General features: G+C 45.5%; 25 protein-coding genes, 6 pseudogenes and 1 riboswitch. Of the genes and pseudogenes, 10 read left to right on the plus strand and 21 right to left on the minus strand.

Going from position 1 to position 26,088, the window contains the following annotated elements:
- Positions 1 to 12 precede the first annotated feature (12 nt).
- The 5 genes from L0M14_RS17785 to L0M14_RS17800 all read right to left on the minus strand — a co-directional run bounded on the left by L0M14_RS17785 (position 13) and on the right by L0M14_RS17800 (position 4,203).
- Positions 13 to 927, minus strand: a complete 915-nt coding sequence (locus L0M14_RS17785) for an exopolyphosphatase (RefSeq protein WP_235117982.1) — start codon at positions 925 to 927, stop codon at positions 13 to 15.
- A gap of 125 nt (positions 928 to 1,052) precedes the next feature.
- Positions 1,053 to 1,358, minus strand: coding sequence for a hypothetical protein (locus tag L0M14_RS17790; RefSeq protein ID WP_235117983.1), 306 nt, complete (start codon positions 1,356 to 1,358; stop codon positions 1,053 to 1,055).
- A gap of 102 nt (positions 1,359 to 1,460) precedes the next feature.
- Positions 1,461 to 1,553: riboswitch (cyclic di-GMP riboswitch) on the minus strand.
- Between the two features lie 113 nt (positions 1,554 to 1,666).
- Entirely contained in the window at positions 1,667 to 2,896 is a 1,230-nt protein-coding gene (locus tag L0M14_RS17795) for an MDR family MFS transporter (RefSeq protein WP_235122945.1), read from the minus strand.
- 243 nt (positions 2,897 to 3,139) lie between these two features.
- Positions 3,140 to 3,268 carry a hypothetical protein gene (locus tag L0M14_RS31130; RefSeq protein ID WP_260115365.1) on the minus strand — a complete coding sequence of 43 codons (129 nt, stop codon included), beginning with the start codon at positions 3,266 to 3,268 and terminating at the stop codon, positions 3,140 to 3,142.
- The gene (locus tag L0M14_RS17800; RefSeq protein ID WP_235117984.1) at positions 3,265 to 4,203 is read right to left on the minus strand and encodes a glycine-rich domain-containing protein; all 939 of its coding nucleotides are present in this window, start codon (positions 4,201 to 4,203) and stop codon (positions 3,265 to 3,267) included. The genes L0M14_RS31130 and L0M14_RS17800 overlap by 4 nt, the downstream gene beginning before the upstream one ends.
- A gap of 133 nt (positions 4,204 to 4,336) precedes the next feature.
- Here L0M14_RS17800 and L0M14_RS17805 point away from each other — a divergent pair, with 133 nt between their 5' ends.
- Positions 4,337 to 5,248, plus strand: a complete 912-nt coding sequence (locus tag L0M14_RS17805) for a TIGR01777 family oxidoreductase (protein WP_235117985.1) — start codon at positions 4,337 to 4,339, stop codon at positions 5,246 to 5,248.
- Position 5,249: 1 nt separating this feature from the next.
- Here L0M14_RS17805 and L0M14_RS31135 read toward each other — a convergent pair whose 3' ends face one another.
- On the minus strand, positions 5,250 to 5,708 hold the full coding sequence (locus L0M14_RS31135) for an MBL fold metallo-hydrolase (protein ID WP_260115366.1): 459 nt from the start codon (positions 5,706 to 5,708) through the stop codon (positions 5,250 to 5,252).
- A complete protein-coding gene (locus L0M14_RS31140; protein ID WP_260115367.1) occupies positions 5,609 to 6,103 on the minus strand; it encodes an MBL fold metallo-hydrolase in 495 nt (164 codons plus the stop codon). Before L0M14_RS31140 ends, L0M14_RS31135 begins: the two co-directional genes overlap by 100 nt.
- A gap of 120 nt (positions 6,104 to 6,223) precedes the next feature.
- Between L0M14_RS31140 and L0M14_RS17815 the strand changes: the two are divergent.
- Positions 6,224 to 6,706: pseudogene (locus tag L0M14_RS17815) on the plus strand (glutathione peroxidase).
- 77 nt (positions 6,707 to 6,783) lie between these two features.
- Here the strand turns inward: L0M14_RS17815 and L0M14_RS17820 are convergent.
- Positions 6,784 to 7,003 (minus strand): annotated as a pseudogene (locus tag L0M14_RS17820) (DUF1450 domain-containing protein); the annotation flags it as partial.
- Complete coding sequence (locus L0M14_RS17825) at positions 7,003 to 7,305, minus strand: iron-sulfur cluster assembly accessory protein (RefSeq protein WP_235117986.1); 303 nt, start codon at positions 7,303 to 7,305, stop codon at positions 7,003 to 7,005. The pseudogene L0M14_RS17820 and the gene L0M14_RS17825, both read right to left, overlap by 1 nt.
- A 193-nt stretch (positions 7,306 to 7,498) precedes the next feature.
- On the opposite strand from L0M14_RS17825, the gene L0M14_RS17830 reads away from it, so the two are divergent.
- From L0M14_RS17830 to L0M14_RS17850, 5 genes and pseudogenes are all read left to right on the plus strand, one after another.
- Positions 7,499 to 7,858, plus strand: coding sequence for a winged helix-turn-helix transcriptional regulator (locus tag L0M14_RS17830; protein ID WP_235117987.1), 360 nt, complete (start codon positions 7,499 to 7,501; stop codon positions 7,856 to 7,858).
- Between the two features lie 41 nt (positions 7,859 to 7,899).
- Positions 7,900 to 8,647, plus strand: a pseudogene (map, locus tag L0M14_RS17835) (type I methionyl aminopeptidase).
- Between the two features lie 33 nt (positions 8,648 to 8,680).
- A pseudogene (gene ytvI, locus L0M14_RS17840) lies at positions 8,681 to 9,792 on the plus strand (sporulation integral membrane protein YtvI).
- 174 nt (positions 9,793 to 9,966) lie between these two features.
- Positions 9,967 to 10,146 (plus strand): hypothetical protein, encoded by a 180-nt coding sequence (locus tag L0M14_RS17845; RefSeq protein ID WP_235117988.1) that lies wholly within the window; start codon positions 9,967 to 9,969, stop codon positions 10,144 to 10,146.
- Positions 10,147 to 10,439: 293 nt separating this feature from the next.
- Positions 10,440 to 10,631, plus strand: a complete 192-nt coding sequence (locus L0M14_RS17850; RefSeq protein WP_235117989.1) for a DUF2524 domain-containing protein — start codon at positions 10,440 to 10,442, stop codon at positions 10,629 to 10,631.
- A 92-nt stretch (positions 10,632 to 10,723) separates the two neighbouring features.
- Here the strand turns inward: L0M14_RS17850 and L0M14_RS17855 are convergent, their stop codons facing one another.
- The 7 genes from L0M14_RS17855 to L0M14_RS17885 form a co-directional block, all read right to left on the minus strand.
- Positions 10,724 to 12,508: a DHA2 family efflux MFS transporter permease subunit gene (locus L0M14_RS17855; RefSeq protein WP_235117990.1), complete on the minus strand. Its 1,785-nt coding sequence runs from the start codon at positions 12,506 to 12,508 to the stop codon at positions 10,724 to 10,726.
- 13 nt (positions 12,509 to 12,521) lie between these two features.
- Positions 12,522 to 13,163: an HlyD family secretion protein gene (locus tag L0M14_RS17860; RefSeq protein WP_235117991.1), complete on the minus strand. Its 642-nt coding sequence runs from the start codon at positions 13,161 to 13,163 to the stop codon at positions 12,522 to 12,524.
- 132 nt (positions 13,164 to 13,295) lie between these two features.
- Complete coding sequence (locus L0M14_RS17865) at positions 13,296 to 13,496, minus strand: hypothetical protein (RefSeq protein ID WP_235123076.1); 201 nt, start codon at positions 13,494 to 13,496, stop codon at positions 13,296 to 13,298.
- 103 nt (positions 13,497 to 13,599) lie between these two features.
- A complete protein-coding gene (locus tag L0M14_RS17870) occupies positions 13,600 to 14,481 on the minus strand; it encodes a M14 family metallopeptidase (RefSeq protein ID WP_235117992.1) in 882 nt (293 codons plus the stop codon).
- Positions 14,482 to 14,672: 191 nt separating this feature from the next.
- The gene (gene racE, locus L0M14_RS17875) at positions 14,673 to 15,479 is read right to left on the minus strand and encodes a glutamate racemase (protein ID WP_235117993.1); all 807 of its coding nucleotides are present in this window, start codon (positions 15,477 to 15,479) and stop codon (positions 14,673 to 14,675) included.
- A 108-nt stretch (positions 15,480 to 15,587) separates the two neighbouring features.
- A complete protein-coding gene (locus tag L0M14_RS17880) occupies positions 15,588 to 16,523 on the minus strand; it encodes a polysaccharide deacetylase family protein (RefSeq protein ID WP_235117994.1) in 936 nt (311 codons plus the stop codon).
- 233 nt (positions 16,524 to 16,756) lie between these two features.
- Positions 16,757 to 17,185, minus strand: a complete 429-nt coding sequence (locus L0M14_RS17885; protein WP_235117995.1) for a disulfide oxidoreductase — start codon at positions 17,183 to 17,185, stop codon at positions 16,757 to 16,759.
- An 818-nt stretch (positions 17,186 to 18,003) separates the two neighbouring features.
- Here L0M14_RS17885 and L0M14_RS32035 point away from each other — a divergent pair.
- The 3 genes and pseudogenes from L0M14_RS32035 to L0M14_RS17895 all read left to right on the plus strand — a co-directional run bounded on the left by L0M14_RS32035 (position 18,004) and on the right by L0M14_RS17895 (position 20,865).
- Positions 18,004 to 18,264 (plus strand): transposase, encoded by a 261-nt coding sequence (locus L0M14_RS32035; protein ID WP_350340519.1) that lies wholly within the window; start codon positions 18,004 to 18,006, stop codon positions 18,262 to 18,264.
- Positions 18,152 to 18,859 carry a hypothetical protein gene (locus tag L0M14_RS17890; protein WP_235117996.1) on the plus strand — a complete coding sequence of 236 codons (708 nt, stop codon included), beginning with the start codon at positions 18,152 to 18,154 and terminating at the stop codon, positions 18,857 to 18,859. The genes L0M14_RS32035 and L0M14_RS17890 overlap by 113 nt, the downstream gene beginning before the upstream one ends.
- A 514-nt stretch (positions 18,860 to 19,373) precedes the next feature.
- Positions 19,374 to 20,865, plus strand: a pseudogene (locus tag L0M14_RS17895) (IS5 family transposase).
- A 204-nt stretch (positions 20,866 to 21,069) separates the two neighbouring features.
- Here L0M14_RS17895 and L0M14_RS17900 read toward each other — a convergent pair.
- The 5 genes and pseudogenes from L0M14_RS17900 to L0M14_RS17920 all read right to left on the minus strand — a co-directional run bounded on the left by L0M14_RS17900 (position 21,070) and on the right by L0M14_RS17920 (position 26,073).
- Positions 21,070 to 22,578 (minus strand): transposase, encoded by a 1,509-nt coding sequence (locus tag L0M14_RS17900; protein WP_235117998.1) that lies wholly within the window; start codon positions 22,576 to 22,578, stop codon positions 21,070 to 21,072.
- A gap of 271 nt (positions 22,579 to 22,849) precedes the next feature.
- A complete protein-coding gene (locus tag L0M14_RS17905) occupies positions 22,850 to 23,605 on the minus strand; it encodes a zinc-binding dehydrogenase (RefSeq protein WP_235117999.1) in 756 nt (251 codons plus the stop codon).
- A 45-nt stretch (positions 23,606 to 23,650) separates the two neighbouring features.
- Positions 23,651 to 23,902, minus strand: a pseudogene (locus L0M14_RS17910) (alcohol dehydrogenase catalytic domain-containing protein); the annotation flags it as partial.
- Entirely contained in the window at positions 23,812 to 24,021 is a 210-nt protein-coding gene (locus L0M14_RS17915) for a hypothetical protein (protein ID WP_235118000.1), read from the minus strand. The pseudogene L0M14_RS17910 and the gene L0M14_RS17915, both read right to left, overlap by 91 nt.
- 18 nt (positions 24,022 to 24,039) lie before the next feature.
- Positions 24,040 to 26,073 (minus strand): glycoside hydrolase family 15 protein, encoded by a 2,034-nt coding sequence (locus L0M14_RS17920; protein ID WP_235118001.1) that lies wholly within the window; start codon positions 26,071 to 26,073, stop codon positions 24,040 to 24,042.
- Positions 26,074 to 26,088 lie beyond the last annotated feature (15 nt).

The following is a 26,088-nucleotide window of genomic DNA, read 5'->3' on the forward strand; positions in this document are numbered from 1 at the left end:
TCACATCACGTATTATCCGTCTTTTCTCATTGTTGCAATTAGCTGCTCAAGAACGACATTAGCCTGCTCATAAGGCACCTGGCAAGTACCGGCTGCATGATGACCGCCTCCGCCATTGCTCAGCATTAGCTTACCCACGTTGGTCTGTGACGTGCGATTCACAATGCTGTGGCCGCACGCGAATACACAGTTTTGCTTATTGCGTCCATCCACAATCCAAATGGATATATTTTGTTCAGGGTATAGCGCGTATACCATAAATCGATTCCCCGGGTAGATCGTCTCTACGTCCCGAAGATCCGTAATGATAACGTTCCCTTCCGTACGCGTATACTTGCCCAGCATTTCCCGATATAAAGCATCCAATTCAAAATAACGGTCAACCCGTTCCTTCACATCCGGAAGCTCCATAATTTCTTCTACCGTTTTGGTTGCGCAGTGCTCGACCAGATCTTCCATCAATTGATAGTTGCTGATCCGATAATCTCGGTATCGACCCAATCCCGTTCTGGCATCCATGATGAACGAAAGAAGATCCCATCCTTTGGGATTCAGGATATCTTCTTTACTGAACTGGGCTGAATCCGCCTTATCTACGCCTTCCATAATATTATCGATATCACCGAATGTGTCTTTGCCGCCGTAATAATCGTATACTACTCTGGCTGCGCTTGGAGCGATCCGAGTCTCGCCTTTAAACTCGACCTTCTCCCCCATTCTTTCCAGCTCACTGGAATGATGGTCAAACCATAGACCGCATCCTGCTACATAAGGAACATTGGCTAGAATATCATTCTCCGTCACTTCAATCAAACCGTCCTGCATATCCTTGGGGTGAACAAACTTCATCTCATCCACCATATTTAATTTCTTGAAGAGCATCGCACAAACAAGGCCATCAAAATCGGAACGTGTAATTAATCGCATGCTAATGTATTCCTCCCAATAGTCCTAAAGCACTACTAACTGTCCTCCTCATAATTATACCGTTCTTGTCGATCAGTGACAACGCTTTTGTCGAACTTGATCGACAAAAAAAGAACGATTCAACCCTAATTAGGCTGAATCGTTCTCATCTTAAACGTCAAGCATTGATACAATCTGGATAAAAATGCTTCTACCTGAGACAAAGGCGGAAGCTTGACGGAAAGCTTAACCTCGCCTTTCCAATAAAAAATAAGAATGCTATTATTTCGTCCATGAAACATTTCAATATCCCAACAAGCTTCATTAAGCAGGTACTCTTCGCGGTTTATGACCAGCTTCGTTCCATCTGTGGACGGCACAAGTCTGGCAACATGGTTACCGCACAGTGACGTGACCGCCTCTTCTTCATTTAGCATCCATTCAGGCTGCATGCTGCCAAATCCTCCCTTTAACCCATTCTTTTTCTCTCTAAAATAAGAAAAGCCCACCTGTTATGCCGACTAGAGAGGGCTCATGCTGTCATCATCCTGAACCTCGGCGGCTGGCTGGCAGCTTGTCCATTTACGGTCAAGCAAGCCCCTCTAGCTTTGCGTCGCTGGCTTTCGCCAGGTTTGCCTTTATCGAGCAGTATCGAAAGCTGTCAAACATTGCTTTTACTACTATCAAGGATAAGGTAAGTTTTAGCGAAATCGAATACTCTATTATGCCTATTTTACAACAATAAGATAGGTAAAAGGAACTAATTTTCGAAAATTTCTTGTTTTAACCTATTTTGTGTTGCTTGTAATCGTCGTATTCCTGTCATATAGAATAAGGTACCGCTTAAAGTAAGAATAGACATCGTGAGAAAAAGGACATTCCCACCGAAGGAGGAAAGCAGCAAGCCTCCAATCCATGGACCCGCAAAATGCCCGATATTCGTAAAGGTTTGCGCCCCAAAATACGTGCCCCTCATATTCTCGGGAGCAAGCTTATCTATGAGCACATTCGCAGCGGGATAATTTAAGATTTCACCCATCGTAAAAACAACCATAGAAATGACTAGCGCGGCGGCGGAATGAGAGAAAGCAAATCCGACGTCGCCCAGTGCAAACATCAAGTTTCCTGCAGCAATGGCAACGAATGGTCTGAATCTTTCTGCCCATTTCGTTAATGGAATTTGCATAGAAATCACCGCGATCGCATTCACACTCATCAGCAGTGCAAATATTTTCACTCCGTCGCTAAAGCTCTGTTCCATATATTGGGATAAGGTGACCATAACCTGCGAATAGCCGATCGCGCCGACAATCCCGCCAGTGATGTAGTATCGGAAGGTTATGTCACTTCGAATGATGGACCAGGCTGCGCGAAGGGTAACCGGCGCTTTTTTCTCCCCTTCGATACTCTTTATCCCGAAATAGGACAGCAGCAGCCATAGTGCTATCGCGTATATCAAATAAACGACTCCCGTGAGAAGAAAAGGAAGAGCACCGTCCAGCGTTGCAAAATAAGCGCCCAAGAGGGGACCGACAGCAACGCCCACATTGATAGCCATATATCTCATAGAGAAAACTTTGAATCGCTTAGCCGGTTCGGTGAGATCAGCCATTAATGCTTGCGATACCGGTTCATAGAACGATCGGCATAAGCCGTTTACCATGTTCAGCAGCATAAAGCATACAGGAAGGCTGACGAATGAAAACCCGGTAAAAACAAAAGCCCAGCCGAATAAAGCAGCCAGCATGATAATCCGTCGTCCGAATGCATCCGACAGCGTTCCGCCAATAAAGCCGCCTGCTGTTCCCGCCAGCGCTCCCATCCCGATGACAACACCGATCATGACTTCGCTCATCGAGGTATGCTTGGCTAGATAGATAGCCAGGAAAGGCAAACTCATGGAGGACGCGGCTCTGGCCATTACAGTTCCGAGAATGAGGGTATGAACGATCGGATGATAGGACGTATAAAAATTGCGCAATCTGTTCATCATGCAGCCTGCCTTCACTTTTATTAACCAAAGGTCAATTAATCTCAAAATCTCATTATACACGAAATGCTAGATTACGCACTTTTTTTGTACAAAAAAACTTCCTCCTTTGTGAAAGGAGAAAGTTAACTAGTTGATCAAGTAGGGTCCTTTGCAAACTTCCGTAGATTCTCTCCAAGCGCTGTCGACATTTTTAATTCGATCGAAATTGGCGAGCTTCCGCTATTTCATCCGATACGCATCTCACCACCGCCTAGTCGCCGCCGCAACCGGAGCTGCATCCTGATCCACAGCTGGACGAGCTGCAACTCGAACCCGATGAACAACTTGAACCGCCCGAATCGCTGCTGCAGCCGCTTCCCCCTCCGTCATCTCCTGACCCAGAGGAAGTCTTCACCTCCAGACAAGCTTGTGCAGCCTGAGGAAGAACAACCGCTCGCCTTATAAGAGGGATCTTCCTCTTCCTGTGGCTGCAAAGCTTCCATTTGAGTCAAGTAGTCCCCCTCATCAACTATGGAAAAGAACATCATTGCAGCAGCCATCCCCAGCATACTGCCGGGTAACCCTATGGGATCAGTCAAATCTGTATGGTCATAGGTATCGCTTTCTTCCGAACGTCGTGCCTCTCTGACGGCCTTCCTTACTAGAATCGTAATTGTCTCTAGCAATTCCTGATTATTCTCGGCTTTTTTCATATCAAACAGACTTTCGGCAATCTCCTCCTCGCTAGCTGACAGCAGAAGTCGCGTCCGTTCCTTGTCGAGCGGATATCGAAAGAAACCGTTCCAGCAAGCCGAACTGGCTGGAGTGAATTCAAATAAGTGAGCGTACACCCAATCAAACCAGGCACGCTCACCCGGCATCTGCTTCGGCTCCCGCTCGGGGGCATGATGAATCATCTCTCCGACAAACTGATCGCCGAAGCGTTGGTATTCTCGCGTAAACATCAGCATCGCATGCCAGATGTCGTCAATAGCGCTACTGAACATCGGAGTTCGCTTGAGCAGCGCGTTCATAAGAAAGAAGCGTTTTAATTCAAACCATTTGCATGCGAACTCATCGTCGCTCATCTGCGGATGCTCAGTTTGCACTCGATATTGAATACGCTCCACAAAGTCGGCAGGAAGCGAACCTTCGAGCTTGCTGACTGTCATGTGCAGCGGAATATCCGCTAAGAGTCCTAGCTGTTCAGGCAGCTGATCTGCCTGAACCTTTATTTTTGTAGAAGAAAAACCGGCAAGCTTCTCCCCACGCTTGACTGCAGCTTTTGAAGAACCGCGCCATTTACGGAACAGGAACTGAAACAAGTGGAGCCCCTCCTTTTTTTTACCAATATAACACATCTATGTTATGGGAAGTATAACGTTTTTAAATTGGCAAAATGTTACGATTCCAACTTATAATAGGTGGATAAACGGTTATTACGAGAGGTGGAAGAGAATGAAAATTGCTATAGCTGGCGGTACCGGATTTATTGGAAGCCGTCTGATCAGCCACTTGCAGAACGACGGTCATGAGGTATTTGTTATTTCTCGCCGTCCTTCAAGCGGCTCTGCCGTTCCAACTATAACCTGGAAGCAGTTTCAAGATGACTCCACGGACGTCATAGAAGTGGATGCGATTGTCAATCTGGCTGGGGAATCGATCAACCAGCGTTGGACGGAGCAAGCTAAGCGCAGAATTATAGATTCTCGGCTGCAGGCTGCAAAGCAAATTGCGAACTGGGTTCAACGCATGAAAGCGAAGCCTAAAGTTGTCGTGAATGCATCGGGTATGTCCATATACGGCACATCCGAGACAGAGATCTTCGATGAATGGAGTCCGCACCGCGACACAGATTTCTTATCCCATGTAGTCAGCCTGTGGGAGCAAGCTGCGGATCAAATTCAAGAAACTAGACTGGTGAAGATACGGGTAGGCATTGTGTTGGATCGCAAAGAGGGAGCTTTTCCAAAAATGGCTTTGCCCTATAAGCTAGGTATTGGCGGCAAAGTAGGCTCAGGGCGGCAATGGATGTCTTGGATTCATATTGAAGATATGGTCCGACTTATTCAGTTCTGTATCGAGCGGGAAGAAGTGTCAGGACCCGTTAACGCTACAGCGCCTAGTCCGGTCACGAACGCACAATTTGGGCAGGTACTCGCACGTACCTTGCGTAGGCCCAACCTTTTTCCAGTGCCTTCCTTTATTTTCAAGCTCCTATTCGGCGAATTGTCCGTGCTGCTGTTGGAAGGGCAGAAGGTACTTCCCCGTACCTTACTGGAGCACGGATTCGAATTTCGATTTACAACCATAGAAGAAGCCCTAGCAGATATCGCTGGGCCTCAGAACAAGTCATTTAAGAATAACTAACTTAGGAAAGAAACATGTTAGGGGTTACGTAAACGAAGCGCTCGCCTCTTGCTAATACGTGAGCTTTTTGCATAGGAAACTGCTCGTACATGTAATCAACAAAACCACCGGGTCTCTCTTGATTTCCTTTAAACATGTCATAATGCAGCGGGATTACGGTATCCATTCGGGCCGTGTAAGCCAGTTCAGCGGCCTCCTGGATGTTCATATTGCCAATGATGCCCTTGGCCGTGCGGAATGCATCCCTTCCGTTAATAGGAAGCATGCCCAAGTCGATTCCTTCCTTGCTCAGCAATTCCGTCATACCTGGATAGATGGTTGAATCTCCGGAGTGATACACTGTTACCCCATTTATCCTAATCAAATAACCCACGTATCGGTGGTTGCCGCTCTCATCAAGCTCAAGCTGTTCATGCGCAGCAGCGATGGGCTTGATTCTGATCCCCCCAGCTCTTTCCATTCATCGGTTATGGCCGGGACAAAGCGTTCCCGCTTTACTCCTGCCTTCCATAACAATTCTTCGCAGCACGGCGGGGCCACAAACACGGCATGCTCGTTCTGGGATGCAATCGCCTTGACAGTGATCGGATCTAGATGGTCATCATGCTCATGCGTAATCAAGCAAATATCGGCTTGATCGACGTCCTCAGGCACAATCGGAGCAGGATAAGCGCGGGCAGGCCCTCCTTTCAGTTCCAGGTAGTCGGATACGAAGGGATCGATCCATACGGTTACTTGGCTTCCTTTTAAAATTACGCTGGCTTGCCCTGTCAGCCATACCGCTACCGTCCCCTGCGGGGGATGAGTATCTTTAATTTCCTGCATAAATGCCGCGCCTGTTTTAGTAGGTTTCAATGGAATAACCCCTTATTTGCTTAGTTTTAGTGTGGCACAATATAAATTACTTCTTTTCAATGTCATAAATATTGTGTACAATTAAATTGTATAAAATAATAATGAAAGTCGGTGATTCTGATGTCCGTCTATGACTATAAAGCAAGAACAATCCGCGGCGAGGAAAAGTCTATGTCCGCTTATCAAGGACAAGTGCTGCTGATTGTCAATACCGCAACCAAATGCGGATTTGCTCCGCAGTTCAAAGGACTCCAAGAGCTTCATGATACATATAAAAGCCAAGTTGATTTACGGTACTGGGTTTCCCTTGTAACCAATTCAGAGATCAAGAACCGGGCGACAACGATCAAGTGGAGCAAGCTTGTCAATTAAACTTCGGAGTGAACTTTCCGTTATTTGCAAAAATCGATGTCAACGGGCCTGATACTCATCCGCTGTACCGTTATTTAAAGAATGAAGCATCCGGTTGGTTCGGCTCCTCCATCAAGTGGAATTTCACCAAATTCCTTGTTGACGCACAGGGGTCATGTGGTAAAGCGATTTCCTCCTACGACTGCTCCAAGCAGCATCGAAAAGCATATAAAGCAACTGATGAAGAAGTAGCTGCGGCTGGCTATGAAAAAAGCATCCGGGCCACGGAAGTGGAGGATGCTTTTTTGGCGTTTCAAATGGTTTACTTTTTTTACATATTTCTTAGCCTTCTCGATAGCTTCATCCTCGGTTGCGCCAGTCACATAACGTCCGTTTATGAAAATAAAAAGCAAAACGAGAGCAGGGGCCGCAATATGACTTGCAGCCTATCTTGATGTCAGTGTCCGGCGCTATCGCACTCAGCTTCGCTACGGCTGTTTTAACTTTCATGTGCTTGCATTTATCACAAATGCGTATGTCATTAGGCATTAGTGATCTCCGTGATTCCCCTTACTTGGGTTCGTAATCATGAAGCCTTCTTCAGGTACGTAGAAGTAGTCGATGCGGATGCCATCGAGAAGAGGCTCATTTTTGTCAAGCAGCACATCAATGCCTTTATCGGTGCTTACGACGACATCATTCGCGGTTTTATCATCGAGCCCTAAACCATAATGGGCGTGATCACCATGCTTATGCGTAACTTGAACGCGTACGTTTAATCCTTTGTTTTCGTCTTTGTCCAGTTCCATCTGAAGTACTTTGGCTGCGTTGCGAGAAATTTTGACGTTCATATGTACACATCTCCTGAAACAAATTTTAATCCTATTGTAAAGAATCAGCGAACCGAAATCAACCTTCGTCCACTATTGCCATTTCCTTACCATCTCTTTAAAATAGTTAGCAGTGGAAAGAATCGCCACTTATTACATCTCAGTAACTTACTTACCTATAGGTTAGTAATGGAATCAGAAAGGATGCGTTCCTATGTCTACGCTTGAGAATGAGAAAGTAGCTCCGCTGAGCAATTACATTCCTAAAGAGCCTAAGGTAATTGAATGCTCCATTGAACGGACACTCGAAGTGATTGGAGGGAAATGGGCTTTTCTCGTGCTTCGCGAATTGTTCTGCGGTACCCGCCGGTTCGGCGAATTGCAAAGACAGATCGGAGGAATCAGCCCGAAATCGTTGACTGACACGCTCCGACACTTGGAAGACCATGGCGTACTGGAACGTACTGCCTATCCAACCGTCCCTGTTACGGTCGAGTACACCTTGACACCTAAGGGTCAGGACTTGCATCAAATATTGAAAGAAATGAAGTTATGGTCAGCAAAATGGACATAATGAGGTATTAGGGACTTATCTACAGAGGAGTGTTGACTAACATGATTACGATTAAAACGAAAGAGCAGATTGAGAAAATGGGCAAAGCCGGCCGCATCCTTGCTGATTGCCATAAAGAAATTGCCAAATTGATTCGCCCCGGCATTACAACGTGGGAAATCGATCAATTCGTCGAAGGATATCTGGCCAAGCACGGCGCGACGCCGGAGCAAAAAGGGTATCAAGGCTATCCGTATGCAACATGCGCGTCCGTCAATGACGTGATCTGCCACGGCTTTCCGAAGAAGGAGGCGCTCAATGACGGAGATATCGTCACCATCGACATGGTGGTAAGATATGACGGTTGGCTCGCTGACTCCGCATGGTCTTATGCAGTAGGACATATCTCCCCCGAAGCTGAGAAGCTGCTTAAAGTGACCAAAGAATCCCTTGTACAAGGGCATCGAGCAAGCCGTACCCGGCAACCGTATCGGCGATGTTTCCCACGCTATTCAGGTCTATGCGGAATCGCAAGGTTTCTCGGTTGTGCGCGACTTTATCGGCCACGGAATCGGAGCCGAGATGCATGAGGAGCCACAAGTACCGCATTATGGTCCAGCAGGCAAAGGGCCGCGCATTAAGGAAGGCATGGTTTTCACTATTGAGCCAATGCTGAACATTGGCAAATACTTTTCAAGAGTCGATCTCGATGGTTGGACAGCAAGAACCGTCGACGGCAGCCTCTCCGCGCAATACGAGCATACAATCGCCATTACGAGTACAGGGCCAGTCATTTTAACCGAACAGTAACAGATGCGCAACCTTAATTTGGAGGGACAATAGTTGATTTCTTTTTATAAGAAATATTGGAGAACGGCATTCGATATCGCACTCATCGTGCTGACCGTTTACCTGTTCATGCTGCTATTCAGCTATTTATATCGCATTGCCACGCCAATTTTTCTGGCGCTGATCATTTACGCAATGATTGAACCTCTTGCCCGCTTTCTTCATAAGAAAGGCCTGCGTAAAACGATTGCTTCCGCGATATCGACACTTCTTTTGTTCTAATCATCCTAGTCGTGCTCGCGGGAGCGGCTCTTATTTTTACGAACCAAATTATGAACCTAGCTGGTAAAATTGACACCTACAAATCAGTCTTTCAGATCCAGATTATTGAAAGGGTTGGAGACCTGCAGCACTCGATTCAGGATCTGCCGGACGACGTTGTGAACAAAGCCAAGGACTATGCGGCACAGTTTGCCGATAAAGCTTCCAAGGTACTGGCAGGGTTTTTATCAGGACTTGTGGCCTCCCTGACTTCCTTCTCAACGTTTATGTTTAACTTCATCGTTGGGATTATTCTAGCTTATTTTTTAAGCATTGAGATTGAATCCTGGAAGCGCCTAGCTCACGACAAAACGCCTAAGACGTTCAAATCGGCTTATTACTTTCTTAAAGAAAATGTCATTAAAGGCATTGTTTCCTACTTGAAGGCCCAACTCAAGCTGATCAGTCTCACCTTTATTGTGATCTTCATCGCGCTGCTGCTTTTAGGTGTCAATAATGCGTTCTCCATCTCCTTACTCTCGGCTATCTTTGATGTATTGCCGCTTCTGGGAGTCTCAACCTTGTTTATTCCTTGGATTATCTATCTGTTCGTTATCGGCAACACCACTTTAGCGATTTGGCTGAGTGCTATACTTCTTGTTGTCATTCTCGTTCGGCAAATTTTAGAACCGAAAATAACCGGTGAATCTCTAGGTGTATCGGCTTTCACAACTCTAGCGTTTATGATCGTTTCCCTTTCTCTTTTTGGCGTGGCTGGTGTCATTCTCTCCCCCGTTCTCATCATTCTGATCAAGGCCCTAATTGATCAAGGATATTTACAGCGCTGGATTCGGAAACCGATAGACGAATACGCCGAAGGACGCAGCCCTTATAACGGTACATAACCTTTTTCGCAGCCCCGAAATCCTTTTGGTTTCGGGGTGTTTTTTTTGCCTATCGACATTCTTTTCCCAAAGTTAGGACTTATATCCTCTTGTTATACCTAACATGATGTGTTATATTAAAAGTGCGTCAAATCAAGGTTTCCACTCAAAATGTTGATATAGGAGTGATGGGAAATGAATGAAAACACACTGCACATCCCTCAAGGCGAGGAAATTATCCGCATTGAAATGACTGTTAAGGAAGCGCTTGCATTAACAGGTGCCAAATTCCCTCAAAACCACAAATTAGAAACCGACGCCGTTAAAAAATTGAAGCAATCTCTCGAAGATAAATTGCTTCATTCCAACCATTAATTCCATGCAGAATGATGATCCAACTCATTAAGCCTTGTATATTCGATGAACGACTCATCGCATATGCAAGGCTTTTATTTTTTGCTTGCTTTCTTGGAGTGCTGCGATTATTTCCGCCATAATTGACCCATACTATCTACGCAATATCGAATTAACCATTAACTTATCCAAGGAGGTCATATTATGTCCGGCAAACAACAAGGTCACGGCAGCCAAAATACGACGAGTCGTACTTCGGATCGAAGCGGAGATAAAGGCAACAAATAGACGATCTCATTAAGGAGGGCTGAACCATGATCGATAATTTGGAAAGCAACTACGACTGCGCGCAAGCTGGAGCCGACTTACACAGCTTGAAAGAAGAGCTGAACCAGCTTGCATCACAAGGCGGCTCCGGTAAAGAACATCAAGAACAGCTGAATCGTATTGAGAATCAAATTCGATTCATTGAGAATAAGTGCTCCATTCACCATTCCCATTCCTAAACGCAAAATAACCCCACAAGTTGCCTTGGCTTCGAAGCTGATTCAGGTCACGTTGCGGGGAGTCCCAAGTTCTATAACATTAAAAAGCCCGTTTAGCTTAAACTATTGCTGAACGGGCTTTTTGTCATGAAGTTGGTTTTGTTTTTCACTCTGCTGATAAAAAACGAAAGCACAAGCGCTACAGCTGTAATAGCAGTTGCAATGATGAAAGCATCATTGATACCGTTGATAGTAGATTCTTTCATAGCAGTAGCATACAGCAAGGTGGAAACTAGCTTGCCGGCCGTCTCTACGGGAAGATGGGCCATAACAGCGAATCCTTGGCTCAAATGACTTAGCTGGCTAACGATAGACGGATTTGTTGAGGTAAACGTATTTCCGAAATTGCCCATATGAAAATCAGCACGGCTGCTCATCACGGTAACTAGAAGTGCGGTCCCAAGGGAGCCCGCTACCTGTCTGAGCGTATTAGACATCGCTGTACCATGGCTGTGAAGATGTCTTGGCAATTGATTCATACCTTCCGTCATGATCGTCATCATCATAAACGACATGCCGAACATTCTTAAGCAGTACAGCAGTAAGATATGTGCGTAAGGCGTGTCCGCCGTTAGTTTGCTGAACTCCCACGTCGTAATCGTCGTAATAATCAGTCCCACGACAGCTAACCATCGCGCTCCGATCCGATCGAATATCATCCCGGAGATAGGCTGCATAATCCCCATGAGAATAGCGCCCGGCAAGAGCAGCAGCCCGGAAGCAAGTGGTGTAAAGCCACGGATATTTTGCAGATAAATCGGCAGCAGAATCATCGCAGCGAACATGGCCATGTTGATGATAGAGCTGACGATAGTTGTTAATGTAAACACATTGTACGTAAATACACGAAGATCGATCATAGGCTCCTGAGCAGTCAGCTCCCGCCAAACAAAGGCGATTAGACTCAGTATGCCAACAATCATCGTACCTAACACCCTGAAACTGAGCCACCCCGCTGAACCGGCTTCACTAAAGGCGAACAATAATCCCCCGAAGCCGACTGTTGAAAACAAAAAGCCCCAGAAATCAAACTTCACCTTAGACATTTTCGTCACATTGCCCATCAAAAAGAAGGCAAGAATAATATCCAGCAGACCAATGGGTAACACGATGTAAAACAGTAACCTCCACGTATAAGTTTGAACCAGCCAACCCGATAAAGTAGGCCCTATGGCCGGTGCAAATATCATCGCAATCCCCATAGTTCCCATCGCGCTGCCGCGCTTCTCCGGCAGGAATACCGTCAGGAATACCGTCATCATCAATGGCATAATGATACCCGCTCCAGCAGCCTGAATGACCCTTCCTGACATCAATATAGGGAAGTTAGGAGCTAACGCGCAGACAAGCGCTCCAACGGTAAATAGAATCATGGCAGTCAGAAACATAAATCTTGAGCCAAAACGTTCAATTAAAAATGCCGTTATCGGGATCATGACTCCATTCACCAGCATGTAACCGGTAGTAAGCCATTGAACTACGTTGGCGGTTACATTGAAATCCATCATGATATGCGGTATGGCTACATTAATTAAAGTCTGATTCAAGATGGCCACAAATGCGCCGAGCATCAGTACCGTGAGCAACTGTCCGACATGGATTTCTCCTCCCCCTCTAGGGGAAGCTGATCTTGTATGAGGCACACTATCATTGTTCGGATGGTGCTCTCCGTTTAATTCCTCCGACATCTCAACTAGCAATGGAGAAGGTTCAGGAATGGGTGAATATCTTCCTTCTGCCAGCTGTTTTCTTCGCCTTCTTCTTCCAGTGAACATCCAATTTGCCGTTAAGAGAATAAGCAAAGAGAACAGAACATAACCCACTACATACGCATTCATGACAACAGCTCCCTTACTTATGGATACGTGCTGTTACGCTCATTCCTGGCACGATCCCCAGGCCTCTGTTACCTTCTAGCGTTATGGTTACCGGGACCACCTGCGTGACTTTCGTGTAATTGCCGTTTGTATTGGACGAGGGCATCAATGAGAACGTCCCTGCAGTCACCAAACCGATCTTGTCCACTCTACCGCTTAATGTCGTGCCTGGAAAAGCATCCACATAAACATCGACAGCTTGTCCGGTCTTCACATCATTGATATCGGTCTCCTTGACATTCGCAGTCACCCATAGATGATCCAAGTCGTAAAGATAAGCTAGCGGCATACCGGCCGAAACCAAAGCACCTGTCACGGCACTTTGCTGTACCACCGTTCCACCTTTAGGTGCTGTTATATCCACAGAGCCTGTAGGTGTTAGAACAGCGCCTATTCTTTCGCCGTCCGAGTACCTTTTGCCAAGGTCCCCATACCAATCGGAAAGCTTTCCAGAAGCTGATGAACTGATAGGAACCTGTTCGCCTGTAACTTGAGCATTGTCCGTAGACAGATAATTAATCGATTGATTGTAGAAATAGTAACCTAATGCGCCCCCTCCAACAAGAACGACTAGTAAGACAACATTAAGAAGAACCATTCGTGCTGTTCCCTTCATTCAATACGCCTCTTTCTAGTGGTTTAATATGTCAACAGAAGTAATATCTCCACATGTAAAGAGGAATATGTAGACCAAATGACAAAGAGAAGGGAGCTATCACTTGATGGCATCACCTTCTCTCTATGGCTTTTAATTCAATCTTTTTTTAGTCAAAATGCAAGGAACTCCTTTACCGATCGCTCCCGGCTCCGACATTGCAGCCAAATACCGCAATCCGCGGGTGCATTGCTGCTTGCATACAGCACATGTAGACGATTCCACGATTCTCATTGTGTACTGCGCTCTCGATGAAATCTCTTTCTTCTTACTGGCTTTTCCCTTAGGGGCCATAACCATTCCTCCCAGACACCGCTTCATCAACATTATATGGAACGGTACGAGGAACGGTTCGCCATAACAGGGCAAACTTGCTATTCTTTTTTAGCAAAGAAGCTTAGATTTTCAGCTCCAATCCTTCCAGCAGCAGTGGTACGATCTCTTCGTACAACACGGGTAGTGATTCGACAGGAAGCGGATTCACACCAAAACCAACCTCAACCGTAAAACCCGGCTTGCGAAACTCTTGAATGAACCAATCCTTATATCCTGCATCGCTTCCACTGAGCTTGACTGCCTGATATCCGCTAACAGCAGCCAATTGGTTAGCCCAAGTTTCCGAGTAAAACGGCTCATAATCTCGATAATTCCAATAAATTTCTTGCCCTTGGGTATGTAGCGCTACAATCATTTCGTAACATTGAGATAGTGCGTTATCCGCCAGCGCCACTGCCTCCGGTTCGGTCAATGGAGCTGTTCCTCCATAATCACGTTCACCCGGCCCCAGTTGTCCTCTTCTGGCAGCTTCCACTTCCCAATATGCAGGAAATTGATCATTCAAATCCACTCCGCGTATATTAGCCTTCCAATTGCGAAAATCGAAGGAGCCCTGATTCCAATCAAGCAATTCACGGCAGAATGGATGATCTTGCGAAACCCCTTGCTGAACCAATTCAACTCCATCAGGGTTCACCATGGGAATTACCCAAAGCGTCGTCTCCGCTAATAGTCGGCGAATTTGATGTCCTCTCCAATCTATGCCTTGTGCATAGGCTTTCGCAAGATCTTCTAGGAACTGCATCAACAGCGGTGTCGTTATCCACTCATTCGCATGAAATGCAGCGTTATACTGAATGGTTCTTGGTCCGGTACCGATAACTAACGCAGCAATATTTCTACCCATAACACTCTGGCCAATGAATTGAAAGCGAAGGAAGGGATACGATTCGCATAATCTGGTCATCTCATCGCAAAGCTTTAAGTATCCGTATGTCGTCACGGAAGCCACCTCCTATTGAAAGCAGTGTTCTCAAAGGTACAGAACTCGGTCATATATGAATATGCCTATGCCTGCTCATTCATTCACCGCACCAAGTGCCGTATAAATGAACAAGAGCGCAAGAACAGGATATCCAAGGTGAAGCAACCGGTGCTCACCCCCCATGTTCTTGCGCTCCCATACTCACTTTATTAAATATTGGGCACCTGCCAAACAACAGGCGCAATCGAGATTTGATCCTTCAGCCAGGTTTGTGCAATTCTTTTAAACAATTCGGGATCTCCACTGCAAAAAAATTGATGTACAGGGATCTGTCCGTTCTTAGCCAAGTCACCTCTGTGATACAAGATCGTACTAGCTTCCCTTGCCGTTTCATCTGCCGAGGAAATCAGCGTCACTTCTGGCCCCATTACACGTGATATGGCATGCGAGAGAAATGGATAATGCGTACAGCCAAGTATTAAACAATCCATGGGCTTGCCTACCAAGGATCGCAGTGACTTTTCAACTATGGCATCAACTTCTTCCGCATCAAACAATCCTTTCTCAACGAAGGGCGCAAGCAGAGGACACGCTTCACTAAACACTTGAATACCGGGAGAAATCGATGTTAAAGCTTGATCATAAGCATGGCTTCGAATCGTCCCATCTGTGCCAATGACACCGACAACTCCATTACGAGTAGACTTAATGGCAGCTCTTGCACCCGGTGAGATGACACCAAGAACAGGTATCGTTACCTTGGCACGAATGTCTTCAATAGCAACCGCGGTTGCCGTATTGCAGGCAATGACGATCATTTTTGGATTAAATTGAATTAAATAGTCAACAATTTGACTTGTAAATGCTCGAACCTCATCAGCAGATCTTGGGCCGTATGGACTTCTGGCTGTATCTCCGAAATAAATGATTTTTTCTTGAGGAAGCTGCCTCATTACCTCTTTTACAACGGTCAATCCTCCGACCCCGGAGTCCAGTATGGCTATCGCTTGCTGCACGACTATACGCTTCCTTTGCAGGTTATTAATTTGCGAAGCTACATGTTAGAATATGAACCTGCAAGTTGAAAGGTACCTGGGATATCGTATCAGTTTTTTCCGCTACTTCTACTTTTGCTCGGAAGACAGCTCATTCACAAGAGCAAACTCGTACCCTCTGTTCTTAATTTCTTTACAAATTCTATCAAGTGCTTCCATATTTTCCTTCGACCCTTGATGCATCAGAATAACGTTTCCGTCATGAAGATTATTCATGATGTCGTTATACGGGTCCTCCGCTCCATTCTTTCTTGGTTCCCAATCTCGCATAGCCGTTGACCAGAAAACAGACGTATACCCGAGCGAGGAAACCAAGCTTAAGTTATGTAAATTATAGTGTCCATAAGGAAATCGGAAAAATTTTTCCAAATCTTTGCCGGTAATCTCTTTATATAAAGCCTCGAAATCCGTAATCTCTTTCTTGATTTGGTCATCCGACAACTCGTTAAAATCCCGATGTGTCATGGTATGATTAGCAATTAAGTGGCCATCAGCAACCAGCTTTTTTACATAGTCCGGATTTTTCTTGATGTTATTCCCCGAGATGAAAAAATTAGCTTTAACATCATTATCTTTCAATGACTTCAGCATCAGGTCAACATCGATCAAGGGGCCGCCCGCATCAATGGTTAAGTAAACTTTTTTCCCTTGTCCCACCCAAAATGCCTTTTGATCTGCTGTAAAAGACTTCGTGTCCCTAGGAAAGTCAGGTACTTGTCCGGGTTTCTTTTTCATGTAATACCAAGATAAAGGCTGCCGGTCTCCGGCATTAGCAGGCTTCGACTTGTACGTGGAGGCCTGTACAGTGGTTTGTGATACACTGGTCACATCTACTGAATTTGATGCAGGTGTAACTGTCGGGAGTGGAGTTGGTGATAAAGATGGTTGCAGCATTCCAGGAGCAGGTGTTGGTGCTGCTGTCGGCTTCGTGGTAGCGGATGAGATTTGAGATCGTACAAGTTCTGACTTCGGGTTTGCTGTTGATGTCTCTTGCGCTTTTGGCACTGATTGTACACCTATTTTTCCGGTTTGAGCACAGCCGGTCAATATATGAGTGAACAAGACAAATATGGCGGCGAATTTTAACTGTGTGGCTCCCATTCAAACACCTCGCTATAAAAAAATAAGATCACTCCTCTCTTTTTCGACAACCCCACATCAATTACCTGCCATTTAATTGTTAATTACCAACATCAATTTACAAAGAAAGACACCACAAGACATAGTCTCTTGGTGTCCTAGTAGGATTTAGCAGCACGGTAAATAAGCCATTGAAAAATCGTTATTAATAGGAAGGCTGTGCCTGCCAACATCGGAATAGTGATAAAACCGAACAAATTTAAATAATCAACATCACAAGGAACAGGTCCACATCCAGTAGCTGACTCGTGGAAAACACCTGACTGAAGCAGCACGTGATAAACGGAAATACACAATCCCCAGATTGACATAGGAAGTACATATAGAGCAATCTTATGCTCTCTTCGAACAGCCGCAATCCCAAGTAATAAGACGAGCGGATACATTAGAATTCTTTGATACCAACATAGCTTACACGGCAAGAAATGCATGACCTCCGAGAAATACAAGCTCCCTATCGTTGCTACTAATGCAATGAAAAACGACAGGTGCAGCCCGTTCTCACGGATCCATCTGGCTCCGAACATTGGTTCAACTCCCCCCTTCTGACCCATTATATGAAAATATGATTTGGAAGTCTATGACAAATAAATAGATCATATCTATCCCCCTATCCGATCAATTCTTGATGTATTCTCGACCTGTTCTTGATCTGTTCTTGATCTGTTCTTGATCTGTTCTTGATCTGTTCTTGATCTGTTCTTGATCTGTTCGTGATCTGTTCATGCCCCATTCATGACCTATTCATGATCAAATATCACTTTGTATCCATTCCACATCCCGCTTGGGAACAATATGATTCAATTTCAACTAACCTTTATGATCCATAAATTAAATTCATCTTACATTAACTCATCATTAATTCATCCATTAATTCATCATTAATTCATCATTAATTAATCAACATTAATTCGTCTGGCATTAATTCGTCTTATCCCGCTCCTACTCGTTTATGCAACCTTACAGACACTATCCCAATAGCTCAGTTATCACCATTCAATACCAGCATATTCTCACTTGCAAGCGTTATCCCATTGGCTCAGATAATTCTCGTACCGCTAATTACTCGCCTCCTTATCGCTTCCGTTTTTCTGATATTGCACTTGGCCAACAACGCACTCTTACCAGATAAATAGATCTAGTTTTTTTTCATTCTGACCCTCATCACCCTTTATATTCTCGTTACTCCAAATAGTGTTCATAGTAAATGGTTTGAAAGTATTTAGATGCTCGATTATGAGAAAATTTCTACAATATCCCAAAAAAACAGTTGAAATAAGAACGCTTGTTCGATATAATTTATGTATAGGGGGAAGCTATTATGGTAAATTTGTGGGAATCGTCTATGACATTGGAACAATTTCAGCACCAATTTTCTTCCGAAGCCATCTGCGCTGATGCTTTGTTTCGTTTAAAATGGCCTGATGGTTTTCGTTGTCCTCGCTGTGAAAATAGTTCCTTTTATGTAGTAAAGACTCGAAGAATTCCTCTCTATGAATGTCAAAAATGTCGGCATCAAACAACCGTTACATCCGGCACCATTATGGAAGGAGCCGAACGAAATTGTGCAAATGGCTCACAGCTCTCTTTTAGTAGCTCAGCCTGAAGGAATTAATGCCACTACCCTTGCTGAAATTATCCAAGTAACCTATAAAACAGCTTGGGCCATTCTTCAAAAGATTCGGCTCGCAATGCACGAAACCGACGAGCATTCATTGCTCTCAGGTAAGATTAGGGCCAATTCAGCTATATATGGAAAACCTTATAACTCTTCTATCCGCAAGCATCCACAGGAGCATTTGTTCACAATAGCTGCCTCTCAGGACTCAATTAACTATTCCCAGCAAATTAAGCTTAAAATAATTCCGACGGCTCATTTACAACAAGGGCTTATTCTAAAAAATGAAATTGAGGACTTCAAGAGTAAGCACATCGCTACTTACTCAGACGATGTACAATATGTAACAGGAAGATACAGTCCAGAAAGATTTCATGACCTGTTGCAAATAGCCAATCAAGCTTGTAAATGGCTGAATAACACTTACCACGGCCTTGGTAAAAAGTACTTGCAGCTCTACATGGATGAGTTCAGCTATCGTTATAACCATTACCTTAACAACAGTAAATCTATGCTACTGCAATTGACACAACTATGTTTATCTAAATTGAGACTCAATTACTCATTCATCGAAGCAATTTAAGCCGACTCGATAGCCACTGGCTGCAATCAACTCGAGTAGAATCCCCTCCCCACACTGTCTCAAAGCACCTTAGGGGAGGTTATAAATGTACGGAGCGCAGCTCCCAACGCGTGGTGTGGTGTGGTGTGGTGTGGCGTTGTGCGGTGCGGTGCGGCGTGGCGTGGCGTGGTGCGGCGTTGTGCGGTGCGGCGTGGCGTGGTGCGGCGTGGTGCGGCGTGGTGCGGCGTGGTGCGGCGTGGTGTGGCGTGGTGTGGCGAGCCGTCGCATGAAGGTCGTCAGTTTCATCATATTTTCCACCAGCTCACATCACTTAAAATATGTTATTTTTAACCATTTTAGTTAGAGTTGTCGATTTACTTTAGAGTTATCTATTACTTTAGAGTTATCTATTTAGGGCTTGCTGAACGAAAAAAAACCTAGAAATAACAAGGGTTTAACCGTCCTTTTGTCGAAATAGGATGCAAGGAAACCGGTAGGTAGTCCGGTAAAAACCGTGCATCTGGAGGGCAAAATCATGTTTCAGCGAAGTGAAGGTCAGCTCATTCTGCCAGGCGACTTCTTCCTGCCGTTTGGTGGAAAATTAAGCGAAGATAACCGCTGGGTGCTTCTCGCGGCGATGATCCCATGGGCAAAGGTTGAGGAGAAGTACGCCAAATCCTTCAAAAGGAGCCAAAAGGGTCAAAAAGCGGTACCCGTCCGTGTCGCGCTCGGGGCGCTCATCATTCAAGAGCGGCTCGGGACCGATGACCGAGAAACACTTCAGCAGATTCTGGAGAACCCGTATCTGCAGTACTTCCTGGGGTTGCCTGGTTATCAGAATCGACGTCCGTTTCACGCATCACTTATGACTCACTTCCGTAAGCGACTTGGCAGCGACGTCCTTCAAGAAGTGAATGAATGGATTGCCCTCGAAGAGGTCCAGAAACAGACAGACGAGCAAGGCTCGGATGATGACGACTCCAGTGGAGGCAACGCTGCAGGAAGCGCAAGCGGGAGTCTCACGCATCAAAACGCCGAAGCGCCTCTTCATCAAGGAAAGCTGCTCCTTGATGCCACCTGCGCTCCCGCCGACATGGCGTATCCAACCGACCTGTCGCTGCTGAATGATGCGCGCGAAAAACTGGAAATCATCATTGACCTGCTTCATCAGCCGCACCGTGGAAAGACCGCAAAACCGCGAACCTATCGGCAAAAAGCCAGGAAGGCGTACCTTGCTGTGTCCAAGCAGCGGCGCGTAAAGCCCCGCACGATGCGCAAAGCGATCGGAAAGCAACTGCGGTTCGTTGCGCGCAACTTACGAACGGTTGCTGCTTTAGCTGAAACTAGTCATCTGTCGGCACTGCCTAGGAGCCTGTACAAAAAACTGTTGGTCATTCAGGAGCTGTACCGCCAGCAACGGCAGATGTTCGATGAACGCTCGCACAGCATCCCGGATCGGATCGTCAGCATCTCGCAACCGCACGTTCGTCCCATTGTGCGCGGCAAGGCAAAGGCCAGCGTAGAGTTTGGCGCGAAAGTCGCCATCAGCTTGGTGAACGGCTTTGCGTTTGAAGAGAAACGGGATTGGGACAATTTCAACGAAGGTCTCACGCTGAAGGCCTCAGTCGAAGCCTACTACAAACGATTTGGCTTCTACCCCGAAGCGGTGCTTGCGGATCAGATCTACCGTAACCGTGAAAACCTGCGGTATTGCAAGGGTTTGGGCATCCGCCTCAGCGGACCGCAACCTTGGGCGACCATCCGCTAATCAAGAGGAAGCCAAGCGCCTCTCCAAGGTCGACGCATCGGAACGTAACGCAATCGAAGGCAAATTCGGCGAGGGCAAGCGTTGCTATGGGCTTGGTCGTATTCGAGCACGCCTTCAGGCGACGAGCGAGACGGTCATCAGCATGCAGTTCCTCGTGATGAATCTGGAGCGAAGACTACGGCTTTTCTTTCTGTCTTTTTTCGCGGGGTTGCAAACGGTTCGGCTATGCGTGAACGTGAGGCTTTTGAAACTAAATTGATTCGTTCAGCAAGCCCTATTTACTTTTACTTTAGAGTTATCTATTTACTTTTACTTTAGAGTTATCTATTTTCATTAGAACTATCTATTTTCTTACTGTTAATTTTCTGAGGTTACGGGATAGTGGTTATAAAGAGGCAATACGTGTTGTGAGTATTCATTCATACAAAATAAATCGCACAGAAAAAGATTATTATAACATGACCTATGCAGTTCGTGGTAGTAGTTGGTAATTACCAGGTTTAGGTATAACCCAAAGAAGCACCAAATAGTGCTCTGGCCAAAAAAGCTCAATTAGTCTTGCAAACTGCTGCACTTGTGTGTCACAATCAATAGTGATTCGCTGAATGCCCTTGCGGTTGTTCACGCGGACCTGACAACGAGTGTGGAAGAGGCCACGAACCATTTCGCCGTGGGTGTAGCCTTCATCATCACTCGTTTTTTCTTTGTTCAGTTCAAAGAGCGCAATCGCTAATAAAGTTTCGGCGACAAACAACAACTCGAAATGGGCATGATGATGCGCCTCGTATTCGGAATGGCATTTTTCAAAAGCTAATTCCTGTTTGGCCGAGCGAAAGAATACTTCAATGCGCCAGCGCTTGGCATAGGTCTGAACCACGTCTTTCGGAGCATCGTGGCGATTGCTAATTAACAAATAAGCGCCTTTGTAAGTAGCAGGCTCTTCTCCTTTTTCCTCTTGATCAGCATCCGTTATCGGTTGGTCATCTTCTTTCAAACGTATCGCAACAACAGCAGCTACAAGAACATACCGCTGCTTGGTCACTTGGTTCCCTTTCCGATTCACGGTTGCGTAAGGGCGCTTCATGTAGATATCCGGTATCGAAATGGAGGTCAGACCGGATGCCTCCCCACCTAACAGCTCCTTAAAGACCTCCCGGATCAGCATGACTGGAGTCAGCGGTACATAGCGTTCCCGACGAGTGCCGGGTTCGATGACTTTACGAAACAGAGCCGTGTTGCGTTTGGCTTTGGTGACCCAATCAAAGTTATTCTCCTCCAGGAACGAGAAGAAATGCTTGCAAAGGTACCACCGATCCATGGCTACCCACAAGCGGCATGAAACAGATTCCCGCAACATGAGTAGCATTTGCTTGGCCAAATCGATTTTAGTCAAGCCTTCTCCTTTTGTTTCGGGCTTATGCCAAATCCGGAAAAACAACGGATACTCCAATCCGCTCTTCCGAACAGCTTGTAGAACAACCAAATTGGTTGCCCATACATAGACTTTGGCGGAGTGGTCATAGAGCCAGCACAGAAACGGAAGCAGCTTGGCAAAGGGATGCGCGCTGTGGGTATCATCGAGATTTACGACATCTCCATCAGTAAGCGCAGTTACAGGATCCTGCTGCAAGCGCTCAACACGCTTTTTTCCAAAAGTCGTCCAAGCAAAGCCTTTCGTTAAAAAGCGACTTAACGTGTACTGTGCAAGCTTCCAAGGCTGAAACATTCGCTTCAGCAAAGCGTCTTTGTCGGCCAATTGCGCTATCTGGGTAACGGAAGAGCAATTGGCAACGAGGCCGACGACGTAGAGGAAGCAAATTAACCAAGACGGAGTACCGTTACGTTTCATGATGCCAGATTGTGCGAGTAACAAAGAGAAGTCAAAACGCTCCCACAGACTTTTCAGAATGGGAGCTCCAGCACATTCGCTGTGATTTAAATCTTTAAACTTCGGCTTTTGTAACGCTGACATTGGAATATCACCTATAATCTGTAAGATATACCTGTTCAAAAAGGTATCCTTCGCGATTATTGTGGTGTTTCTGAAAAGTCAAGTGGTTTTTATGAACTTAGGTAAAAATTATAATGAATTCTAAGCTTTTCCCATCAATTGGGGTGAACTGCATAGGTCATGATTATAACTAAGGGAGTAAAATTCGCTCACCCCAAAACTTATTAATTCTGACGTATTAAAAAAAGGAACCGATTAAGGTTCCCAATACACGAAAATAAGAATCTATATACTAAACAGAGAAGCTATATGCGATTTCCTCTGTTTTCTTTACCAGGCTTCTCCATTGAGCCTGCGGAATGACATCGACGACAGCCTTGAGTGAAATATCTTTAAACTCCAATTTAGGGACTTGCTCAAGTGTTATTCTATTCGTAATTAGGCGTTGAAGCCAACCCTTATGTTTTTCCTCCATCTGCATGAGACGATAAATGGCTGTTTCGAAATCTTTTCGAGCCGCGTTTACGGACCCGATTACGCATTTATTTTCAAGTACCATGCTTTGGTTGATCGCATCCGAATGTATCTCTACCTTCTTATCAGAAGGTGTCACGCCAAGCAGTGCAAGTACGCCGTTAGGTGCTAGTGCGGACATGGCTTCAAACGCCAATGGACTGTATCCAGTACATTCCAATATCATGTCGATCGGTCTTCCTAATTTCTCTGCATATGCTGACAAGGTTAAATTATTCTGTTGCGAACTCTCAGACGAGCCCGATTGTTGATATTGAGCGCCACAATCTCTGACCAATTGGGCTTGTATACTCCCCTCCGGTGACATGGACCATACATAAACATCCAGATTTAATATTCGGCAAGTAATAGCCGCCAGAAGTCCCAGCGGTCCTGATCCAAGGATAAGAGCTGTTTTTGGCTCCCAAATTAATCGTTGCTGAATTCTAAGTACCTGATCCCACACTTTTTCAACGATACTTTGCGGTTCCACCAGCATACCGAGTTCAAGCAGCTCGAGCGGTACAGGTACCAAATAACGCGAATCCTCTACATAATATTCTGACAGAAAGCCATGAGCACCCTTAATTCCTCGTTCTACATATTTGCCAGTCTGACAAAAGTCGGAATGTCCGTTACGACAATTGACGCACTGCGGGTCCTTACACGGCCTTCTTACAATCGCGGTAACCAACGTACCAACTTGCAGTCCAGTATCAGGTCCAGCTTCAACTACAACTCCTAAAGATTCATGTCCCGTGGTAAGTTCATCTTCGCCTTCAGGGGGGTACCGTACTTCTCTTGGAGAATTTCGCGGTCGGTACCGTCCAATCCTACTGCAAGTACTTGCACAAGAGCCTCACCTGGATGTTGAATTGCGGGTGTCTCCACAGCTTCAAGTGAAATATATGGATTCCCTTCCCTTAGCTGTTTGACTCGAATTGCTCTCATGTCATTCTCCTCCCTTTATCAATTCACCGGTTCGAGCACCTTATCTTCACTTGCATCATTTTTCTGCTTTCTTCCGATATTCTTCATATCCTTCAGTCTCGACAGATATTCTTGCGTTACTTTAATAAATGAAGCGTGTGACCAAGTCAGAGGCGAAACGGACATCGGTTCACCTGTGAAAGGATGCACCTGCTCCGCCATCACACCTGAAGGCAACGCATGTTTGATAGCCCATTGCATCAGATTCTCAGCCTCTTGCAGTTCCGTATTTGATGCTGCGGAGGCAATTAACCATTCTGCATACCACAATGTGCAGATGAACCAAGGGTTTCCTGGCACTTTAGCTATATCGTGGGACACTTGGTGGTAATAATCGTTCTCGTATCTAGCGAGCCCGCCAATTTCAGTATGAACCCAAAGTTTCTCTTTCATCGCTTGCATCGTATTTATCATTCTGGAATCCGTCTTTTCAATTAAACCAAAGTCGAATAAGGCATACATGCTTGCATCTAAAGTAAAATCTGGCTCATAGGCTTCTTTGTCATAGTTCCAGTACAACGACCTGATAAATTGCTGTTTTTCCTCTGAGTACAGCTGTTCATTCGCTGCTTTTTTGACTTGCTCCGCTTTATCTGCGTAATAGACCGCTCTCACTTTATCTTCATGATATTCTGCAAATCGAGAAGCAGCTATGAGTCCCGCGTATACACTTGATACCGTAAAGGCCATAACTCCATAACGTTCTTCCCATAAATCATAGGAAGGTAAAGGCAGTCCCGAAGCATCACGATAATGGGCCAAGAAATCGGCTGCTGGAATAACAAGCTGGTCATAATCATCTTTCGACTTGGATAACGTACCCGCTAGTTTATGATGATGCCACAAAGTGTAAATGACCAATGCGGTTTCATCTTCTTGAATTGCTAACTGCTTGTTGCCCTTTTGATTGACCCAAGGATGCCAGCTGGATCCTACTGAGCCATCCGGGTTATATTTGTGCATCAAATATCCTTCTGGAGTCATTGCTTTCTTGCAAAAGTCAAAAAACTTTCTTGAAAGCTCATAATAGCCTGCACGATCCAATGCATGTGAGACCAATGCTCCATCCCGCGGCCACATATACGAGTAGGAGTCTTTGGCGAACTTCAATATATCAGAGTCATTCGCCGCAATAATAGCACCTCGATTATCGATATTGGTTTTAGTGATTAACAAGCTTCGTTTGTAGAAAGCTTGTATCTCGGGCTTTAGGAGGGACAGCTCGTGACTATCCTGATTTACCCATTTCACCCAATGATCATGTGTTCGTTGGAGCATGGCTTGCGGTGTCACTGTGCGAAGCAAGCGTTCCATGCGTTCGATCTCTTGCTTACTCTTACCGAAGCAAATCCAGAACCACACTTCTTTAGTTCCTTTGGCAGGAAGCGTTACTTCCATCTCGATAATGCCATCTACGGACCCTTGCGCAATTGGATTGCCTCCAAGCATACCGTCCTCGGCATCCTTCCATGTCCCTTGCAGGCCGTGAATGCCTTTTTGACCTGTAGCGTATCCGCTCAGCTTAGCTTTCCCTTCATCCGGTGAAAAGCAGGATAGCGTCAGGTACCGATGACCCTTATAAAAAACAAGAGAATTCAGCTCCGGATCAAAATAGATGGTATCCCCGATTCCATTTCCATATATCTGTAAATCCAAATGAAAATACAATTTGATTTTCCGTTCCATATCAAAGTTATTTTCAATTCTTAGTTTGCGCAGAAATACGTTCTGCTGGACGTCAACGCCATCTCGAAACAGCATCTGGAGTCCCAACCGTTCATGGCTGCAATGCACATTTGTAACTAGCGAGTCAGGCAAATAATTCAGACTCTTCTTGACCTCCGGGTGATCGATCCAGAAGAACCCTTCCTGAGTCCAAACACCGAAATGTGATAAATGATCACTGGATTGATTCTCCTGACCTACTAAAGGGAAGTACATGTCCCGAATATTATAAGCAGCATCATAATTGATGAGCACATTCCCATTTCCAATAGGTAAATCTCTTGCCATTCCATCAGCCTCTTT

This window comes from Paenibacillus hexagrammi (assembly GCF_021513275.1).
Lineage (GTDB): Bacteria > Bacillota > Bacilli > Paenibacillales > NBRC-103111 > Paenibacillus_E > Paenibacillus_E hexagrammi.

What these genes read in the sequence shown, in the direction of transcription:
- L0M14_RS17900 (WP_235117998.1), bottom strand. Translation starts at nt 22,578, where the DNA reads ATGTCAGCGTTACAAAAGCCGAAGTTTAAAGATTTAAATCACAGCGAA.
- L0M14_RS17825 (WP_235117986.1), bottom strand. Translation starts at nt 7,305, where the DNA reads ATGAACGTCAAAATTTCTCGCAACGCAGCCAAAGTACTTCAGATGGAA.
- L0M14_RS17795 (WP_235122945.1), bottom strand. Translation starts at nt 2,896, where the DNA reads ATGAACAGATTGCGCAATTTTTATACGTCCTATCATCCGATCGTTCAT.
- L0M14_RS17860 (WP_235117991.1), bottom strand. Translation starts at nt 13,163, where the DNA reads ATGAAGGGAACAGCACGAATGGTTCTTCTTAATGTTGTCTTACTAGTC.
- L0M14_RS17805 (WP_235117985.1), top strand. Translation starts at nt 4,337, where the DNA reads ATGAAAATTGCTATAGCTGGCGGTACCGGATTTATTGGAAGCCGTCTG.
- L0M14_RS17790 (WP_235117983.1), bottom strand. Translation starts at nt 1,358, where the DNA reads ATGCAGCCTGAATGGATGCTAAATGAAGAAGAGGCGGTCACGTCACTG.
- L0M14_RS17830 (WP_235117987.1), top strand. Translation starts at nt 7,499, where the DNA reads ATGTCTACGCTTGAGAATGAGAAAGTAGCTCCGCTGAGCAATTACATT.
- L0M14_RS31135 (WP_260115366.1), bottom strand. Translation starts at nt 5,708, where the DNA reads ATGGAAAGAGCTGGGGGGATCAGAATCAAGCCCATCGCTGCTGCGCAT.
- L0M14_RS17920 (WP_235118001.1), bottom strand. Translation starts at nt 26,073, where the DNA reads ATGGCAAGAGATTTACCTATTGGAAATGGGAATGTGCTCATCAATTAT.
- L0M14_RS17855 (WP_235117990.1), bottom strand. Translation starts at nt 12,508, where the DNA reads ATGAATGCGTATGTAGTGGGTTATGTTCTGTTCTCTTTGCTTATTCTC.
- L0M14_RS17915 (WP_235118000.1), bottom strand. Translation starts at nt 24,021, where the DNA reads ATGAGAGCAATTCGAGTCAAACAGCTAAGGGAAGGGAATCCATATATT.
- L0M14_RS32035 (WP_350340519.1), top strand. Translation starts at nt 18,004, where the DNA reads ATGACATTGGAACAATTTCAGCACCAATTTTCTTCCGAAGCCATCTGC.
- L0M14_RS17845 (WP_235117988.1), top strand. Translation starts at nt 9,967, where the DNA reads ATGAATGAAAACACACTGCACATCCCTCAAGGCGAGGAAATTATCCGC.
- L0M14_RS31130 (WP_260115365.1), bottom strand. Translation starts at nt 3,268, where the DNA reads ATGACGGAGGGGGAAGCGGCTGCAGCAGCGATTCGGGCGGTTCAAGTT.
- L0M14_RS17785 (WP_235117982.1), bottom strand. Translation starts at nt 927, where the DNA reads ATGCGATTAATTACACGTTCCGATTTTGATGGCCTTGTTTGTGCGATG.
- L0M14_RS17885 (WP_235117995.1), bottom strand. Translation starts at nt 17,185, where the DNA reads ATGTTCGGAGCCAGATGGATCCGTGAGAACGGGCTGCACCTGTCGTTT.
- L0M14_RS17890 (WP_235117996.1), top strand. Translation starts at nt 18,152, where the DNA reads ATGAATGTCAAAAATGTCGGCATCAAACAACCGTTACATCCGGCACCA.
- L0M14_RS17850 (WP_235117989.1), top strand. Translation starts at nt 10,440, where the DNA reads ATGATCGATAATTTGGAAAGCAACTACGACTGCGCGCAAGCTGGAGCC.
- L0M14_RS17865 (WP_235123076.1), bottom strand. Translation starts at nt 13,496, where the DNA reads ATGGCCCCTAAGGGAAAAGCCAGTAAGAAGAAAGAGATTTCATCGAGA.